18 protein-coding genes are annotated in these 17,040 nt (G+C 42.4%); 3 read left to right on the top strand and 15 right to left on the bottom strand.

What is annotated here, in order from left to right; genetic code table 11:
- The first annotated feature begins 128 nt into the window (after positions 1-128).
- The gene (locus DW005_RS11070; RefSeq protein ID WP_117479426.1) at positions 129-1,211 is read left to right on the top strand and encodes a GGDEF domain-containing protein; all 1,083 of its coding nucleotides are present in this window, start codon (positions 129-131) and stop codon (positions 1,209-1,211) included.
- A 188-nt stretch (positions 1,212-1,399) separates the two neighbouring features.
- Here the strand turns inward: DW005_RS11070 and DW005_RS11065 are convergent, their stop codons facing one another.
- The 11 genes from DW005_RS11065 to DW005_RS11020 all read right to left on the bottom strand — a co-directional run bounded on the left by DW005_RS11065 (position 1,400) and on the right by DW005_RS11020 (position 11,064).
- Positions 1,400-1,780: a CPBP family intramembrane glutamic endopeptidase gene (locus DW005_RS11065; RefSeq protein ID WP_242989439.1), complete on the bottom strand. Its 381-nt coding sequence runs from the start codon at positions 1,778-1,780 to the stop codon at positions 1,400-1,402.
- Positions 1,781-1,918 carry a hypothetical protein gene (locus tag DW005_RS14230; protein WP_242989437.1) on the bottom strand — a complete coding sequence of 46 codons (138 nt, stop codon included), beginning with the start codon at positions 1,916-1,918 and terminating at the stop codon, positions 1,781-1,783.
- 102 nt (positions 1,919-2,020) lie between these two features.
- Positions 2,021-3,046 carry an endo alpha-1,4 polygalactosaminidase gene (locus DW005_RS11060; RefSeq protein ID WP_347461680.1) on the bottom strand — a complete coding sequence of 342 codons (1,026 nt, stop codon included), beginning with the start codon at positions 3,044-3,046 and terminating at the stop codon, positions 2,021-2,023.
- Positions 2,986-3,558, bottom strand: a complete 573-nt coding sequence (locus tag DW005_RS11055; protein WP_347461678.1) for a DMT family transporter — start codon at positions 3,556-3,558, stop codon at positions 2,986-2,988. Before DW005_RS11055 ends, DW005_RS11060 begins: the two co-directional genes overlap by 61 nt.
- Before the next feature lie 188 nt (positions 3,559-3,746).
- Positions 3,747-4,934, bottom strand: coding sequence for an elongation factor Tu (tuf, locus tag DW005_RS11050; RefSeq protein ID WP_117479425.1), 1,188 nt, complete (start codon positions 4,932-4,934; stop codon positions 3,747-3,749).
- A gap of 131 nt (positions 4,935-5,065) precedes the next feature.
- Positions 5,066-7,183: an elongation factor G gene (fusA, locus tag DW005_RS11045; protein ID WP_022376020.1), complete on the bottom strand. Its 2,118-nt coding sequence runs from the start codon at positions 7,181-7,183 to the stop codon at positions 5,066-5,068.
- A 39-nt stretch (positions 7,184-7,222) separates the two neighbouring features.
- The gene (rpsG, locus tag DW005_RS11040; protein WP_022376019.1) at positions 7,223-7,693 is read right to left on the bottom strand and encodes a 30S ribosomal protein S7; all 471 of its coding nucleotides are present in this window, start codon (positions 7,691-7,693) and stop codon (positions 7,223-7,225) included.
- A gap of 123 nt (positions 7,694-7,816) precedes the next feature.
- Positions 7,817-8,236, bottom strand: a complete 420-nt coding sequence (gene rpsL, locus DW005_RS11035) for a 30S ribosomal protein S12 (protein WP_022376018.1) — start codon at positions 8,234-8,236, stop codon at positions 7,817-7,819.
- Between the two features lie 162 nt (positions 8,237-8,398).
- Positions 8,399-8,893: a CvpA family protein gene (locus tag DW005_RS11030; RefSeq protein ID WP_117479423.1), complete on the bottom strand. Its 495-nt coding sequence runs from the start codon at positions 8,891-8,893 to the stop codon at positions 8,399-8,401.
- 13 nt (positions 8,894-8,906) lie between these two features.
- Positions 8,907-10,055, bottom strand: coding sequence for a DUF5711 family protein (locus tag DW005_RS11025; RefSeq protein WP_117479421.1), 1,149 nt, complete (start codon positions 10,053-10,055; stop codon positions 8,907-8,909).
- A gap of 76 nt (positions 10,056-10,131) precedes the next feature.
- A complete protein-coding gene (locus DW005_RS11020) occupies positions 10,132-11,064 on the bottom strand; it encodes a hypothetical protein (protein ID WP_117479419.1) in 933 nt (310 codons plus the stop codon).
- A 211-nt stretch (positions 11,065-11,275) separates the two neighbouring features.
- Here DW005_RS11020 and yyaC point away from each other — a divergent pair, with 211 nt between their 5' ends.
- Positions 11,276-11,851, top strand: coding sequence for a spore protease YyaC (gene yyaC / locus DW005_RS11015; protein ID WP_117479430.1), 576 nt, complete (start codon positions 11,276-11,278; stop codon positions 11,849-11,851).
- Here yyaC and recR read toward each other — a convergent pair.
- Genes recR through DW005_RS10995 form a run of 4 tightly spaced genes read right to left on the bottom strand, consistent with a single transcriptional unit; the run spans position 11,816 to position 15,462 of the window.
- Positions 11,816-12,415, bottom strand: coding sequence for a recombination mediator RecR (gene recR / locus DW005_RS11010; RefSeq protein ID WP_022376013.1), 600 nt, complete (start codon positions 12,413-12,415; stop codon positions 11,816-11,818). The two genes, yyaC and recR, sit on opposite strands and share 36 nt — an antisense overlap.
- Positions 12,415-12,765: a YbaB/EbfC family nucleoid-associated protein gene (locus tag DW005_RS11005; protein WP_022376012.1), complete on the bottom strand. Its 351-nt coding sequence runs from the start codon at positions 12,763-12,765 to the stop codon at positions 12,415-12,417. The genes recR and DW005_RS11005 overlap by 1 nt, the downstream gene beginning before the upstream one ends.
- Positions 12,766-12,795: 30 nt before the next feature.
- Positions 12,796-14,373: a DNA polymerase III subunit gamma/tau gene (dnaX, locus tag DW005_RS11000; RefSeq protein ID WP_117479416.1), complete on the bottom strand. Its 1,578-nt coding sequence runs from the start codon at positions 14,371-14,373 to the stop codon at positions 12,796-12,798.
- 15 nt (positions 14,374-14,388) lie between these two features.
- A complete protein-coding gene (locus DW005_RS10995; protein WP_117479414.1) occupies positions 14,389-15,462 on the bottom strand; it encodes an ATP-dependent 6-phosphofructokinase in 1,074 nt (357 codons plus the stop codon).
- Between the two features lie 710 nt (positions 15,463-16,172).
- Here DW005_RS10995 and DW005_RS10990 point away from each other — a divergent pair.
- Positions 16,173-16,991, top strand: coding sequence for an aldo/keto reductase (locus tag DW005_RS10990; protein WP_117479412.1), 819 nt, complete (start codon positions 16,173-16,175; stop codon positions 16,989-16,991).
- Positions 16,992-17,040 lie beyond the last annotated feature (49 nt).

Raw genomic sequence — 17,040 nt, 5'->3', positions numbered from 1 at the left:
AACTGCATATGGAAAATGACGCACTTGTGTATAAAACTGCGGAAACTCAAGTTATATAGACATTCTCCCTTTTCTGTGTTATAATAATGTACAATTTGTATATTTACAGATAAAAAGGGGAAAAGTTTATGTTTCATTATTTTTTACAGTTGAATTTTGCGACGATCTTAATATCCTTTTTTATGCTGATTTTCGTCAATGTAAATCCTGTATTTCAGAGAAAGGTAATTCGGTTGTTTTCCATTGCGATAAGCTCAGTACTGTGTCTGGTTATCGTTGACAGTATAGAATACTGGTGTGCGACACTTCCGTATCCGACAACGCTGCGTGTGGCAGTATCTATTATTGGATATGCGCTTAGACCAATCAATATATGCTTTGTGATCATTCTTTCCTGTGGTAACAGAGTGTCACAAAAGTTTAAGAAATTTATTGCGCTTCCGGGAATTCTGAATACGTTGATCGCTCCCACTGCGTTATTTTCAGGTGTTTGTTTTTCCTACTCGGATAAGAATGAATTTGTGCGGGGGCCACTTGGATATTCGGCATTTGCTGCCTCCGGTTTTTATTTAATTCTGTTGGTTATCCTGACTAATAAGTTATATAAGACGGAGCATACATACGAATCGCTGATCGCAATTTTCATTGCGGTGACGAACACGATAGCTGTCATTCTGGAGGCATTTTTCCGTTATGACGGACTCATCAATACCACGGGAGCTGTGAGTATTGCATTTTATTATATGTATTTGACGACACAGCAGTTCAAGCGGGATCCACTTACGCGTGCGCTCAACCGTCGGTATTTTTATCTGGATGCCGATCATTTAATGGAGAGCAAATGTCTGACAGCGGTAATTTCCATTGATTTAAATGATCTGAAGAGGCTCAATGACGAGAATGGCCATGCGGCCGGGGATACGGCTTTGTGTACGATTGTAGCGTGCATTCAAAATATACTGCCGAGGGGATGCCACCTGTATCGAACCGGTGGTGATGAGTTTATGATCTTATGTTCACGGGTTTCAAAAGATGATGTTCCTGCTCTGATCGATCATATGCGGAGGGAGCTTTCTAAGACTCTTTATTGCTGCGCCATTGGTTTTGCCACGCCGGATGCAGACGAGGATTTTGAACATATATGTTCTATTGCAGATGCAGCCATGTATGCAAATAAAAAACAATTAAAAGGCGAAGATACGATTCGCTAGTAATTAAAGTAGCAGAAGATAAATACCTTAAATGTTAGATATGGGAGAATTGAATGACCACGCCACTGGGAGATATAGAAATATGCATAGATGGAAAAACAATTAAATATACAGCACAGAATTCTATTGTCATAAATAAAGCGCATGCACCGTAAACCTTTTCGTTTTTACGTTACATGCGCTTTTATTCACGAATTTTCTTTTTCAATTTCCTTCTTTTTAAATACATCTGCAAGCAGGAAAAATCCAAAACACAATCCATTTAACACCACTGCAACCGGAAGATCCCTCCAGCTTACATTCTGATTTTCCAGAACATCTGCGGAAAGTGTTCCCGAGATGATCGGTATCAGGTTATTATTCAGATAATGCAGACATACCGGCACCCAGATATTCTGCGTTTTCATATAGGCATACGCAAAAAAAATTCCAAGCGAAATACAGGTGATCTGCTGTACGAAAATCATCTGTATTCCTGATGTCTGTGTATAATAAAACAGATCATCTGGGATATGCCACAATCCCCATACAACACCAAGTACGATCACGCCCGCTGCCGGATACATCATCTATGCTGTCGGAAATACCGTAAGGTCATAACCCTTTGTACTGCCATACCACATCAGAATTCCCATCAGATAGGTCAGTCCGTAAGCCATCAGCACATAAATAATCAGCCTCGTTTTTGTTATTTCTTTTTGTTCCATTTTCAAACTCCTCCCATTAAATCATGAATGATACTTGTTTATTAATCCAATTCAATTGAATCCGATATATAATAGTGAAACTTATTTTTTCTGCAATACTGTTTAATTTTTCTGATCAGTTTTTTTATCTTTCGTGTATTCTAAAAGATAGACTTCCATTCTATCTTTTTTACATTTTTGAACATAATCGGAAAAATATTTGCGTACATCTTTTGGCTGTTTTCCAAACGTGCTCGTTTCAAACCGAATACTGCTCCACACAGATTCCTGATTAACGGCAGTCATGATATCTTTCGCCGATCCGTATGTTTTTCTGTACTTTGTCACAAAAACATCTCCGCCATTGATCATGACACCTTTTCCAAGACGTTTGATATTTTTCAGTATTTTGGCCAGTCCTTTAAAATTTTTCTTTGTCTTTGCATAATCGTAGACATCGCAGTTGTCAATAAAGAAACCATCCACCCCCTTTTTCAGCAGCTTCTTCGACAGTTTTCCCATAAACTTCTGCCAGTCCTTATTCGAAACATCTACCCACTTTTCTTCTTCCCAGTTCTCATAATTTCCGATTGTAAGATATTCATATTTCTTATAATAATAGCGAAAATTCTCGATGGAACCGACATTTAAGTAGGTATATACTTTTACGCCTTTTTTGTGCAGGGTACGGATATCTTTTGCAGAAAAATACTGTGCATCAATGACCACCAGCCTATATCCGTATAACTTTTTTATCTGAGACGAATCAATGCTTAAAAATACGCCATATTCTTTTTTCTCTTTTTGGTTCTTTGCATCTACCGCACATGGTCCTGCCAGTATGCCAAGAAATAAACTGAACATCCATGTTAAAATCAAAATCTTTTTCCAAAAATATTTCGATTTTTTACTCACTCCTGTTCTCCCCATGACTTCATCTGCTAATTTTGCTTTTCGCTGTACCGGCAGCTGCGCTAAAATGATTGCTGCAAAAATCAGACAACAGCCCAGCATCTCTTTTGCATTCAGCTTCTGTCCAAGAATCAACCAGCCAAATACTGCTGAAAATACAGCTTCTAAACTCATAATTAAGGATGCCACAGTAGGATTAAGCCCATTTTGTCCAATGATCTGTAACGTATATCCCACACCATAGGACAAAATTCCTGCATACAAAATCGGAATCCATGCCGAACATGATAAAAAGGCCTGCGCCCATGCCTTAATACCTGAGATGGAATGCTGCATATCCACTGCAAACCAGATATTATCCCACATTTCTTATGTAAAAATAGTCCGAGAATCGGCACCAGTAAAATATATACCGCTGTAAGGAAACCTGCTTTTCCCGCACTTGCTCCCATCAAAATTCCAACCTGCTGCAGGTTTGTAGAAATACAAAGTGCCACACCACAACAGATTCCACCTTTTATCAGCAGTTTATAATCTTCCTTTGTCTTTGGTTTTCTTGGTGACAGATCTTTTTTATCTAAAAATTTCATGACAGGTATCAATACCAGTACCCCGATAATGCACCGGACACAATTAAACGAATATACTCCGATTGTCTGTCCACCAACTGTCTGAGCCACAAATGCAGCTCCCCAGACGGCTGCCGTTACCAATAATAGGAAACTGTTTCTGGTTGTTTTGTTATTCATCTTCTGCCTCTTTTCAAATCATAAAAATAGTTGAGCTATTCTGCAAGCATGCAAGCCCATTAAACAACAGTTTACCATTCTTTTCCCAAAAATGCATTATTAAAAAAGTTTTTATACAAAAAACCGCAACCCCTGATTTCTCAAGGATTGCGGAATACAATCTAAAATATAAAATTTTAAATTATAAATTACTCGATGATTGTAGCAACACGGCCTGAACCTACTGTACGTCCACCTTCGCGGATAGCGAATGTAAGACCCTGGCTCATAGCGATTGGGTGAATCAATTCGATTGTCATTTCTACGTTATCACCAGGCATGCACATTTCAGTTCCTTCTGGAAGTTGAACAACACCTGTTACGTCAGTTGTACGGAAGTAGAACTGTGGACGATAGTTGTTGAAGAATGGAGTATGACGTCCACCCTCGTCCTTAGTCAAAACGTAAACCTGAGCTGTGAATTTTGTATGACATGTAAGAGTTCCCGGCTGACAAAGAACCTGTCCTCTTTCGATGTCTGTCTTCTGGATACCACGAAGAAGTACACCAGCGTTATCACCAGCCTGAGCTTCATCCAACTCTTTGTGGAACATCTCGATACCGGTTACAACGGATTTCTGAGTTTCTTCTTTGATACCAACGATTTCTACTTCATCATTCAAGTGAAGAGTACCAGCCTCTACACGACCAGTAGCAACAGTACCACGACCTGTGATAGAGAATACGTCCTCTACAGGCATTACGAATGGCTTATCTGTGTCACGCTCTGGATCTGGAATATACTCGTCGATTGTGTTCATCAATTCCATGATAGCATCGCCCCATTTGCCGTTTGGATCTTCCAAAGCGCCAAGAGCGGAACCTTTGATGATTGGGCAATCTGTGAAGTCATACTCCTCAAGCTGCTCTGTTACTTCCATCTCTACGAGTTCGATCAACTCTTCGTCGTCTACCATATCACATTTGTTCAAGAATACAACGATATATGGTACACCTACCTGACGAGACAAAAGGATGTGCTCTTTTGTCTGAGCCATAACACCGTCAGTAGCAGCTACTACAAGGATAGCGCCGTCCATCTGAGCAGCACCGGTAATCATGTTCTTAACGTAGTCAGCATGTCCCGGACAGTCAACGTGAGCGTAATGTCTCTTCTCTGTCTCATACTCAACGTGAGCAGTAGAAATTGTGATACCACGTTCTCTTTCTTCTGGAGCCTTATCGATGTTCTCGAAATCTGTAGCTTCGTTACCGGATACTCTTGCAGCAAGTACCTTTGTGATTGCTGCTGTCAAAGTTGTTTTACCATGATCTACGTGACCGATGGTACCAATGTTACAATGCGGTTTACTTCTTACATACTTTTCCTTAGCCATTTCTAAACGTCCTCCTAACATTTTTTAAATTTTAATTTAGAAATATCTGCTATATACACATAGCTTAATTATATGGGAAAGTTGCTAAAAAAGCAACCCCCCAAAATTGTTACATTAACGAATTAACATTCTCATCCGTTCTTCTGTGCCAATACTTTGTCCTGTACGTTCTTTGGACATTTCTCGTATTTCTCGAAGAACATGGAGTAGTTACCACGTCCCTGAGTAGTAGAACGAAGTTCTGTTGAATAACCGAACATCTCAGCAAGTGGAACAAATGCGCGAACAATCTTTCCACCACCGATATCGTCCATACCTTCAATCTGACCACGTTTTGCGTTCAGACTTCCGATTACGTCACCCATGTATTCCTCAGGCATCGTAACTTCAACCTTCATAATAGGCTCTAACAGCACTGCATCACCTTTCTTCATAGCATCTTTGAATGCCATAGAACCAGCGATGTGGAATGCCATTTCACTCGAATCGACTTCATGGTAAGAACCATCATAACAGTTCGCATGAATACCGAGTACCGGGAATCCGGCAAGGATACCTGCCTGAGCAGCTTCCTGAATACCTTCGTCGACAGCTGGAATGTATTCCTTCGGAATAGCACCACCAACGACTGTAGACTCGAATTCGTAAGTGTTCTCGCCGTTTGGATCCATCGGTGTGAAACGAACACGACAGTGACCATACTGACCACGACCACCAGACTGTTTTGCGTACTTCGAATCGATTTCGACTTCTTTTGTAAATGTTTCTTTGTAAGCAACCTGTGGAGCACCTACGTTTGCTTCTACGTTGAACTCACGAAGCAGACGGTCTACGATAACTTCCAAGTGAAGCTCACCCATTCCGGCAATGATTGTCTGACCGGTTTCCTGATCAGTATGAGCACGGAATGTCGGATCTTCTTCAGCAAGTTTTGCCAAAGCTTCACCCATTTTACCCTGATCGTTCTTTGTTTTCGGCTCGATAGCAAGCTCGATAACCGGTTCAGGGAATTCCATGGATTCCAGAACAACCGGATGTTTCTCATCACAGATAGTATCACCTGTTGTTGTCAATTTGAAACCAACAGCTGCTGCGATATCTCCGGAATATACTTTATCCAATTCACTACGTTTATTTGCGTGCATCTGCAAAATACGTCCGACACGCTCTTTCTTTCCTTTTGTTGCATTGAGTACATAAGAACCGGAGTTCAATGTACCGGAATACACACGGAAGAATGCCAGCTTACCAACAAATGGGTCTGTCATAATCTTAAATGCCAATGCTGCGAATGGCTCATCATCAGAAGATTTACGAACGACTTCGTTACCATCTTCGTCTGTACCAGTGATATCAGGGATATCTGTTGGTGCAGGCATGTACTCGATAACACCATCTAACATCTTCTGTACACCTTTGTTCTTGTAAGCAGAACCACAGTATACCGGAACAGCCTCACAAGCGATTGTTCCTTTACGAAGAGCTTTCTTCAAATCTTCAACGGATGGCTCTTCACCTTCAAGATACTGCATCATCAGATCATCATCCAAGTCACAGATTTTCTCAACAAGGTTTTCATGCCATTCTTGAGCAAGATCTTTCAAATCATCCGGAATCTCAGTGATTTCGATATCCTCGCCCTTGTCATCTTTATAGTAGTATGCTTCCATCTCAAACAAATCAACCAATCCGACGAAATCGTCTTCCTGACCAATCGGAATCTGAACAGGAATTGCATTTTTACCCAAACGATCAATAATCGTCTGTACTGACATAAAAAAGTCTGCACCCATCTTATCCATTTTGTTGATGAATGCCATACGTGGTACATTGTAAGTGTCAGCCTGACGCCAAACGTTCTCAGACTGAGGTTCTACACCAGCTTTTGCATCAAACACACCAACAGCTCCATCCAGTACACGCAGTGAACGCTCTACCTCTACAGTAAAGTCTACGTGTCCAGGAGTATCAATGATGTTGATACGGTGCTCTAATGCACCCGGTTTAGCTTTGTGATGATCTTCCAAAGTCCAGTGGCAGGTAGTAGCGGCAGAAGTAATTGTAATACCTCTTTCCTGCTCCTGCTCCATCCAGTCCATTGTGGAAGCGCCATCATGAGTCTCACCGATTTTATAATTCACACCGGTATAATACAGAATACGCTCTGTAAGTGTTGTCTTACCGGCATCGATATGAGCCATAATACCAATATTTCTGGTACGCTCAAGTGGATATTCTCTTCCAGCCAAAGCCAGTTCCTCCTTTTTCCAAAATAGGTGGCACAAGAATTACCAGCGGTAATGTGCGAAGGCTTTGTTTGCCTCTGCCATCTTGTGCATATCTTCTTTTTTCTTTACGGATGAGCCAGTGTTGTTTGCAGCATCCATAATCTCATTGGCAAGTCTCTCCTTCATGGTCTTTTCCCCTCTCGCACGAGAATAGGTTGTCAACCAGCGAAGAGCCAGCGCCTGACGACGATCCGGACGAACCTCGATTGGAACCTGATAAGTGGAACCACCGATACGTCTAGCCTTGACCTCGAGTTCAGGCATTACGTTGTTCATAGCTTCATCGAATACTTCAAGAGCATCCTTACCTGTCTGCTCTGCTACCTGCTCAAATGCACCGTATACGATTTTCTGAGCAACGCCCTTTTTACCGTCCAGCATAATGTTGTTAATCAGTTTTGTAACAATCTTATTTTTGTAAACTGGATCAGCCAATACGTCTCTTTTCTGAATATGTCCTTTACGTGGCACGTTACTTCCCTCCTTAATAATAATTAATTCACAGGTACTCACGACTTGTGTCCGCACCAGTTTAAAGTTTGCTCACTTTTATATAGTAAGATGCAAAAATTAATCCGGTACTTTTAAATTAGCTTATTTTGCAGCTTTCGGTTTCTTGGCACCGTACTTAGAACGAGCCTGCTTACGATCAGCTACACCTGCGGTATCCAATGTACCACGGATAATGTGGTATCTGGTACCAGGAAGATCCTTAACACGTCCACCACGAATCATAACAACGCTATGCTCCTGAAGGTTGTGACCTTCACCCGGAATATAACTTGTTACCTCGATACCGTTGGAAAGACGAACTCTGGCAATCTTACGAAGTGCTGAGTTAGGCTTCTTCGGAGTAGCAGTACGAACAACAGTACAAACACCACGCTTCTGTGGAGAACTCGTATTAACGGACTTTTTCTTCAAAGAATTGTAGGATGACTGCAGTGCTGGAGAATTGGATTTCTTAGCAACCGATTTTCTACCCTGCTTTACTAACTGGTTAAAAGTTGGCATTAATTTTCACCTCCTGTAATCTAATTTGTCATGGTCTGCGGAACTAGTTGTCCTATTTTTGAGGACACAAAAAAGCCCACACGAAACGCATGCTAAATCATTATATCGTGTGGACTTCCCTTTGTCAAGCCGTTTTTTTCAGTTATTTCCATTGATTTGCCATTAAAATAACATCGGAAAATCAATTTTTTTCAATACATAACTCATCGGGTCAAATTTCTGAATCGTCCGAAGAATTTCACTCTGTTTTGCGCACTCCGAAATCTCCCTGCACCACGTTACATCCTGAAACGCTCCTATCACTGCCAGCAAAACCCAGATTAAAACAATTCCGATACAAGCACCGAAAATGGCACCTCCCAGCCGGTTTACGGTTTTCAGCACCGGTATGTGGTCTACTAATTTCAGCACACGGACTACAATCCCCACCGCAATCACTGCCACAAGAAGCGCAATTACATACGCCGCACCGCTTTGCACTTCAGAATTTGCTGCAAACAACGGTTTTAGAACCGGCACCAAAATCATTGTAAGGGCAAGCACCACAATAATCCGCAAAAGCGAAAACACTTTTAATAAAAGTCCCTTATGAATGCCATCCAGTATGCACACCAAAAAGATTCCGGCGGCAATCAGTTCCACAAGTGTTGTACTCATGTTTTTTCCTTTCTCATTTCGTCTGTAATCGTATTTTCTGTATCGTCGATGAATCAATCAGCGTATAAACCTGTCCGTCTGATGTCGGATACACCGCATCAATCTCCTGCTCAAAATGATAATCAAATTTGTCGTGTCCATTGGTTCTCAAAATATTGCAGGAACGGTTTCCCGTAAAAATAATTTCATCCCCGTACATTTCCATATCTGCATATTCATAAGAAATGTCCTGCTGCATTTTTTCCCTGCCGGACAAATCATACAAATTTAATGTTTGTTTTTTTGCATTTCCCTCTTTTTGCAGGACAAAAGCTAACGCATCATCTCCCACAGCAAGGCTTTTAATTGAATCTGAAAATGTTTTTTCCATAACAACTTCCGGCTGTTTCATCTGTCCAAAAATGGAATACCCCTTTTCGTGGGCAACCAGCACTTCATCATCCGACACAAATTCAACATCGGCAATCATCTTGTTTCCGAATGACTTTCCGCCTACCAATGTATTTTTGTCCTGTCCAACTTCCGTAAAATTGTAAAAGCTGACTTTCGTTTCAAAATCACTGCTGCCTGCTATCATATAAGAAGTGACAACACTTTTCCCATCCGGTGAAATATCAAAATCAAGCGGATATCCTTCCTCCGAAACATTGGTTGGAATTTCCACCAACAAACTCTCTGCGTTGCTGTACGGATTATAAATGTTTAAAACATTGGAATCCTTATCCTGCAGAAGAATCGCAACAACGCCCTGTCGTGCCACTTTTGCGCGCACAATCGGAAGACTTGTCTCAACGGTAACGCCTTCATCTTTTCCGTTATAAATATAACACTGTTTCCCGCTCACATCAGCAACCGACACATAATCGCCACACACGTCCACCTGTGGCTGCTTCATTTCATAACCGCCATTCCACAAACTTTTCCCTTCGTTATTAATCTCACTAATACCACTGCGGCTGTATTTTAAAATATTTCCATTATGATACCGGTAATTCACATTGTTACTGTCGCTGCGGTTCACTTTGTTTTTCACTTCATAGCCACGGTAACACCGATTTCCATATAAATAAGAGGCCACACCAAAGCCACCGGCAACCAACATCAGCCCCAGAATCACCAGACCCACAATCCATTTCTGCTTATTTTTCAAAAAGTCTTTCATTTTCTACCCTTCTTGCTCGTACTCGAATCGAAAATTTCTCTGATTACGGTAACTTATATTATAGCATAGAAAAGAATTATTGTGCAACGCCATTTTGCGCAGGCGCCGAAGGTACGGGCGTTGGCGAAACACTCGGCACCGACGTATTTCCCTGTGTTGGTGGAACCGTTGATGGACACGGGGTAAGCTTTGCTTTCTGTGTCTCTACAATCGTCTTGTCCTGATTTGCCGGGTGCGACCGGTTCATCGTCTGGATTGTATTCAACTGCTGCTTCACCTGATTGAGTGCTGACTGATTCTGCATCAGTACAACAAATGCAAACACGACAATCAATGCAGTCACTGCCGCTATGCCATACCCCATATGTACTTCCTTCTGTTTTTTCTTTGTCCGAAACTTTTCTTTTTCCTCCATAATACCACGAATATTTCTCACCACGCGGTCATCTTCCTGCTCCACAATATGAACATGCCGGTTATTTTCCCTCTCCATATAATGAAGCATCTCAGGATTTTTCTCATAATAAATATAGTAACCCTTTTGTTTTTCCAACTGTCCGCTGCGATACAAAAAGAAACTATCTTCACCGTCTGTCTCATCATAAAGATATAAAACCTTATCCCGTTTTTCAAAATTCAGTTTATGCATCTGAAGAAGCTGACTCGCTTGATTAACAGAAAATCCCTGACAACTGTAAAACCAGCCAACGATTTCCAAATCCGTAAAATTTTCCTTCATTTCCGAATAAATGTAATCCCAGTCTTCATCGGTAAGTTTCGGACCGCTCCGCCCTGCAAAATTATGAATTTCCACAACACCTGAAATCTGGTAAATTTTCTCCCCATCACATATCAGGCTCGTACCCAAAAGCACTGCTGCCTTTTCCATCCCATGACTCTGCTCTGCCAGACGTTTTACAAAACGAATGACATAATCTTCCATATAAATTCTTCCCCGCCCCGGAATCTCTCCAATCTGCCGAACACTTTTTGGTCTTGTCCACTGCATGACTTGTCCTCCCTTTATTGTTTTTTCTCAATCGACGGTTTTATCATATCACGCCCGGAAAGCGGATTTTGTCGATTCAGAACCCGAGAACAAATTTTATTGAAGTTTTTTCCGCATGATTTTTGGAAATATGCAAATACTTTTGTTAGGATGCCCGGTTTTCAAAGCCAATGGGTGTTCTTTACCAAACAACACAGAAAGGTTTTTTATTATGGCAGAATATTTTAATCCCGGCGAAAGCCGTTCCTTATTTAATTTTACTACATCACTTCAGAACTTATTAGAGAAAAAGAATTACCATTCACGTGACATCGTCCTTGTCTGCATCGGCTCCGACCGCGCCACCGGCGACTGCTTAGGTCCGATTGTCGGTCATAAATTAGCACGTTTTTGCAGTACACATAAAAACAGCCTCCATCTTTTCGGCACGCTGGAACAGCCCATCCATGCTAAAAATCTGGAAGCTACCTTACAATTCATTCATTCCTGTTATAAAAACGCACTGATTATTGCAATTGACGCATCCCTCGGTGTCGTCGAGCACGTTGGCTACATCACGTTAGGTGAGGGAGCACTCTGTCCCGGCGTCGGTGTTGATAAAAATCTTCCGGAAGTAGGTGACATTTTTATCACCGGTATTGTCAATCTTTCCGGATTTGGGAGCCAGATGCTGCTGCAGACAACGCATTTAAATCTTGTCATGCAGCTTGCTGATTTCATCAGTCTCGGACTGTTTCGATGTCTTATGCACTCACAGTTCCGTTCTTCCCTCAAGTGCGCGGAATAATGTCATTTCGTCAATAAATTCAAGCGCACCGCCAACCGGAACTCCGCTGGCAATCCGGGTTACTTTAATCCCCGCCTGCTTGACATATTTGCTAATCCAAAGCGCTGTTGCTTCTCCTTCCACCGTGGAATTTGTCGCAATGATAACTTCTTTGATATCTTCCCGTTGAAGGCGCTGCAGCAGTTCTTTGAGTTTTAAGTTCTCCGGCTGCACACCAACCATCGGATTCACCGCACCGTGAAGTACATGGTACACGCCCTTGTACTGTCCGGTTTTTTCATAAGCCGCCAAATCACTTGGTTCCTCGACTACCATAATCGTCTGGTGATCCCTTTTTTCGTCCGCACACACCTGACACAATTCCTGGTCAGACAAATTAAAACATTCTTTGCAAAAACAAATCTTCTGCTTTGCCGTCAATATACTGTCCGCTAAATGTTTCACACGTGCTTCCGGCAGATTTAAAATATGCAGTGCCAGCCGCTGTGCTGACTTTGGACCAATGTTTGGCAGACTTGCCAATTCTTCGATTAAATTTGTAATCGACTCACTATAATACTTCATTAGAATGGGAAGCCTCCGCCAAGGTTCAATCCGCCGGTCAATGCTTCCATGGATTTTGCACTGTCTTCTTCGAGCTGGCGCAATGCCTCATTCGTTGCTGCCACAATCAAATCCTCTAACATTTCAATATCATCCGGATCAACAACTTCTTCGCTCAATTTTACGGAAAGAACTTCTTTTTTACCGGAAACTTTTACCGTAACGGCACCGCCGCCGGCCGTCGCTTCATACTCTTTTTCTTCCATTTCTTTTTGTGTTACTTCCATCTGACGCTGCATCTTCTGTGCCTGTTTCATCAAATTATTCATGTTTCCCGGCATTCCGCCCTGAAATCCACCTCTTCTTGCCATTTTTCTTCTTCCTTTCTTTTTCTATGTCGGTCAATCCAACATTTCAATTTCTACATTTTTTATTATATTCCGCAGCTCCGGCAAAGCATTCATTTCCTGGCGATTTTCCACAAAACGCACATCTAACGAAATCTCTTTGCCCGTCAATTGACCGGCTGCCTCAATCAGCACCTGCTGATTTTCCTCTTTTTTAAAATATTCGGCAGGCATTCCCTGCGTAAAAGCAAGCACCAGTTTTCCTGCCTCTGATACAGAAATTCTCACATCTAAAAGCATAGACCGCGACACCTGATCAATTCGTCCAAGTATCTGGTTCCAGTTTGCCACCACATCTCTTACATCATCAGGAACTGCTTCAGGACGAATTTCTCTCTGTGGCTTGATTACCGTTTTGTTCTCAGATGCTCCTGCACTTTGCGCTGCCACAAAGGTACCGGACTCCATCATCTCCTGCCACTGTTCATTCTTCTGCTCCAACTGATTTAACCGCTGAATCAAAGAATCGTAATCCGTCTGCATCTGCGGACGACACAAGCGAATCATCGCCATTTCAAGCATGACTCGCTTATTGTTTGCATATTTCATATCATTTGCCAAATCCGACAAAATGCGGATATAGCGGAACAAAATTTCTAATTCAATCTGCTCGGCAAAACGGGAAAGTTCCTGCCTGTTTTCCTCCGACATATCCACTAACTGCTCTGCCTCATCCGCAGTTTTCACAACCAAAAGATTGCGCAGATACCAAATCAGTTCATTGACAAATTGTGATAAATCCTTGCCCTGCTCAACCATCTCAGCCACAATACCAATCACGCCATCAACCTGATTTTTTATCAAAGCCTCCATCAGCCGGTGATATACACTGTGGTCAACAGCACCAAGAATTTTCAAAACATTTTCATATGTTAATTTCTGCCCGAAATAAAAGGAAATACACTGTTCCAAAAGACTTAAGCCATCACGCAGTGCGCCGTCTGCCTGCCTGGCAATGTAAGTGAGCGCCTTATCTTCTGCCTCAATTCCTTCTATTTCTAATAATTCTCGCAGTCTTGCAGCAATTGTTTCTACCTGGATCCGTTTGAAATCATAGCGCTGGCAGCGCGACAAAATGGTAAGCGGAATCTTGTGTGCCTCCGTCGTTGCCAAAATGAAAATCAGATAGGAAGGCGGCTCTTCCAATGTTTTCAAAAGTGCATTAAATGCGCTTGTCGAGAGCATATGCACCTCGTCAATAATATACACTTTGAAACGTCCCTCTGCCGGTGAATACTGCACTTCATCAATCACCTGCCGGATGTCGTCCACACGGTTATTCGATGCCGCATCGATTTCCACTACGTTCATGGAAGACTGCTCCTCAATTGCCTTACACATTGCACACTCACCACAAGGACCATTCGGTCCCGGATTTTCACAGTTTACTGCCTTTGCAAAAATTTTGGCAACCGTCGTTTTTCCGGTTCCTCTCGTTCCGCAAAACAAATAAGCATGTCCAATCCGGTCCGCCTGAATCTGATTTGTGAGCGTTTTTACAATATGTTCCTGCCCCCGGACACTAGAAAAGTCCTTGGGACGATATTTCCGATATAAAGCCTGATATGACATAATTGCCTCTTTCTGTTACACACCAAAACTGATGCCCAAATTTTTCGCCTCGCGGATAATGGAAGAATCCGGGTCTACCATCTTTAATTTACCCGCTACTTCTTCTAACGGAATCGGAATGATTTCTCTATTTTTAAATCCAACCATGTATCCGTATTTTTCTTCTAAGATCAACTGAGCCGCTGCTGCCCCAAGGCGGCTGGCAATCACACGGTCATACGCACATGGGCTTCCCCCGCGCTGTGTGTGTCCCGGCACCGTAATACGAATTTCCTGCCCGGTGCGCTCCTCAATCTCTGCTCCTATTTTATAGGAAACACTTGGATATGGATTATTCTTTAATTTTGCTTTTCTCTCTTTCTTCGTAAGAAGTGCGTCCTCCTTACTAATTGCACCCTCTGCCACTGCCAGAATCGAAAAACGCTTTCCAGCATCCGTGCGCTTCTGAATTGCCTGTACCACAGCGTCAATATCATATGGTATTTCCGGAATCAAAATCACATCTGCTCCCCCGGCAATCCCGGCATGAAGTGTAAGCCATCCAACTTTATGTCCCATAACTTCCACGATAAATACTCTTCCGTGCGAATACGCTGTCGTGTGAATACAGTCAATCGCCGTAGTCGCAATATCCACGGCACTCTGGAAACCAAATGTCATATCCGTTCCCCAGATGTCATTGTCAATAGTTTTTGGAAGTCCTACTACATTTAAGCCTTCCTCCCGCAGCATATTGGCGGATTTCTGTGTACCATTTCCTCCCAAAATCACAAGACAATCAAGATTTAATTTATGGTAAGTATTCACCATCGCCGCCACTTTATCCATGCCGTTGGCATCCGGCTTTCTCATATTTTTAAATGGCTGTCTCGAAGACCCAAGAATCGTTCCACCTTCCGTCAAAATACCGGAAAAATCAAGCGGTTTCATTTCTACATACTTTTCATACATCAAACCCTTATACCCCTCAAGGATACCGATAATCTGTGTGTCCGGGTCTGCATTATACAATGTTTTTGCCACGCCGCGCATTGTCGCGTTCAGAGCCTGGCAGTCACCACCACTGGTCAAAAAAGCTACTCGTCTCATATCTGCCTCCCTTTCGAAAGTACGTGTCTTAGATACGTTCTTTAGTTTACCCTATTTTGCGGGTTTAGGCAATAGTGGAATTTCGTTGTGAGTGTTAGCGTGCGGATTCTTTTTTATTTCCGTAATTCAGCAGAAAAGTTTTGCGTCTCGTGGGCGTTCTCACTTATTGAGTGCGTAACGGTATGGGCACTGAAACTACCAGTGCCGCATACCGACGTACTCAAAACCCACGAGTCACAAAAGTTTTCTGCTGAATCACTGGAATCTAAAAAACGCAACGCTTACACAACAACTCTTTCTATTTATTTTGCTCTTACAGTTGCTTAACCCTCGAACACTCCCACAACAACTCCTTTTGCCTTACTTGAATATTTAGGTTTCATAAACGTCCCCCTTCACCCTCCGCAACGTGTCAAGAGGGGAATCTTGGGTTTGCGGCAAGATAACAGAAAAGATTTGTGATGCGTGGGTTTGAGCGCGTTGGCAGGAGTTGCAAGAAGTCCGGTGGACTTCTGTTATGCAACGACCGAAGCGGAGCGGAGACCACTGGTAGTTTCAGTGCCCCTGCTGCTACGCAGCTCAACAAACGAGAGTGCCCACGAATCGCAAACTTTTCTGTTATCTTGCCGCTCCTCAAAACCCCTCCCCTCTTGACACCCTCGCTTCCATATAATAGAATCTACTCAAAAAACAGAACAGGAGGATTTCCTATGCAGTCTTTACAATCAACCGTAACCCTAAACAATGGTGTGACTATGCCTATTTTCGGGCTCGGCGTTTATAACTCAAAAGAAGAAACAACATTTGCTGTTTCCACAGCGATTAAGCACGGGTACCGCCTGATTGATACCGCCGCTTTTTACGAAAACGAAAAAGAAGTCGGTGAAGGGATTAAAGGCAGTGGAATTCCACGAGACGATTTATTTATTACAACCAAACTCTGGAACAACATGCAACGTGAAAGCCGACAGCGCGAATCCTTTGAACAAGGTTTAAAAAATCTGGACTTAGACTATGTTGATCTCTATCTCATCCACTGGCCTGTTCCTGAAAAAATCGAGGAAACCTGGCATGTTCTCGAACAGCTGCACGACGAAGGTCTGGTAAAGGCCATCGGCGTAAGCAACTTTTTACCGCACCACTTAGAAGAATTAAGTGTCCATGCAAACATTGCACCGGCCGTTGACCAGTTTGAATGTAACCCTTATTTGACAAGAAAAGAACTTCGTGACTACTGTAAGAAACACAATATCGTACCGGAGGCATGGAGTCCTCTCGCCCGTGGTGCGTGCTTTGACGACCCGGTTCTGCAAAACCTCGCCAAAAAGTACGAAAAAAATGTTGCACAGATAATTCTACGCTACGATGTGCAAAACGGCATCGTTACAATTCCAAAATCCACCAAAGAAGCACGAATCCTCAGTAATTCGCAGATTTTTGATTTTGAATTAAGCGTCGAAGATATCGAAAAAATTGACGCCTTAAACAAAAATGAAATGCACGGCGACCCGGACTGTGTAGACTTTTAACCCGGTGCAAAATTCTGTTGCATTTTGCACACATATAGTATAAAATGAA

The organism is Clostridium sp. AF36-4, from assembly GCF_003435975.1.
In the GTDB taxonomy this organism is placed as follows: Bacteria; Bacillota; Clostridia; order Lachnospirales; family Lachnospiraceae; genus Eubacterium_F.
Note: the sequence above shows the minus strand (reverse complement) of the source record. Positions and strands in the feature narration are given on the sequence as shown.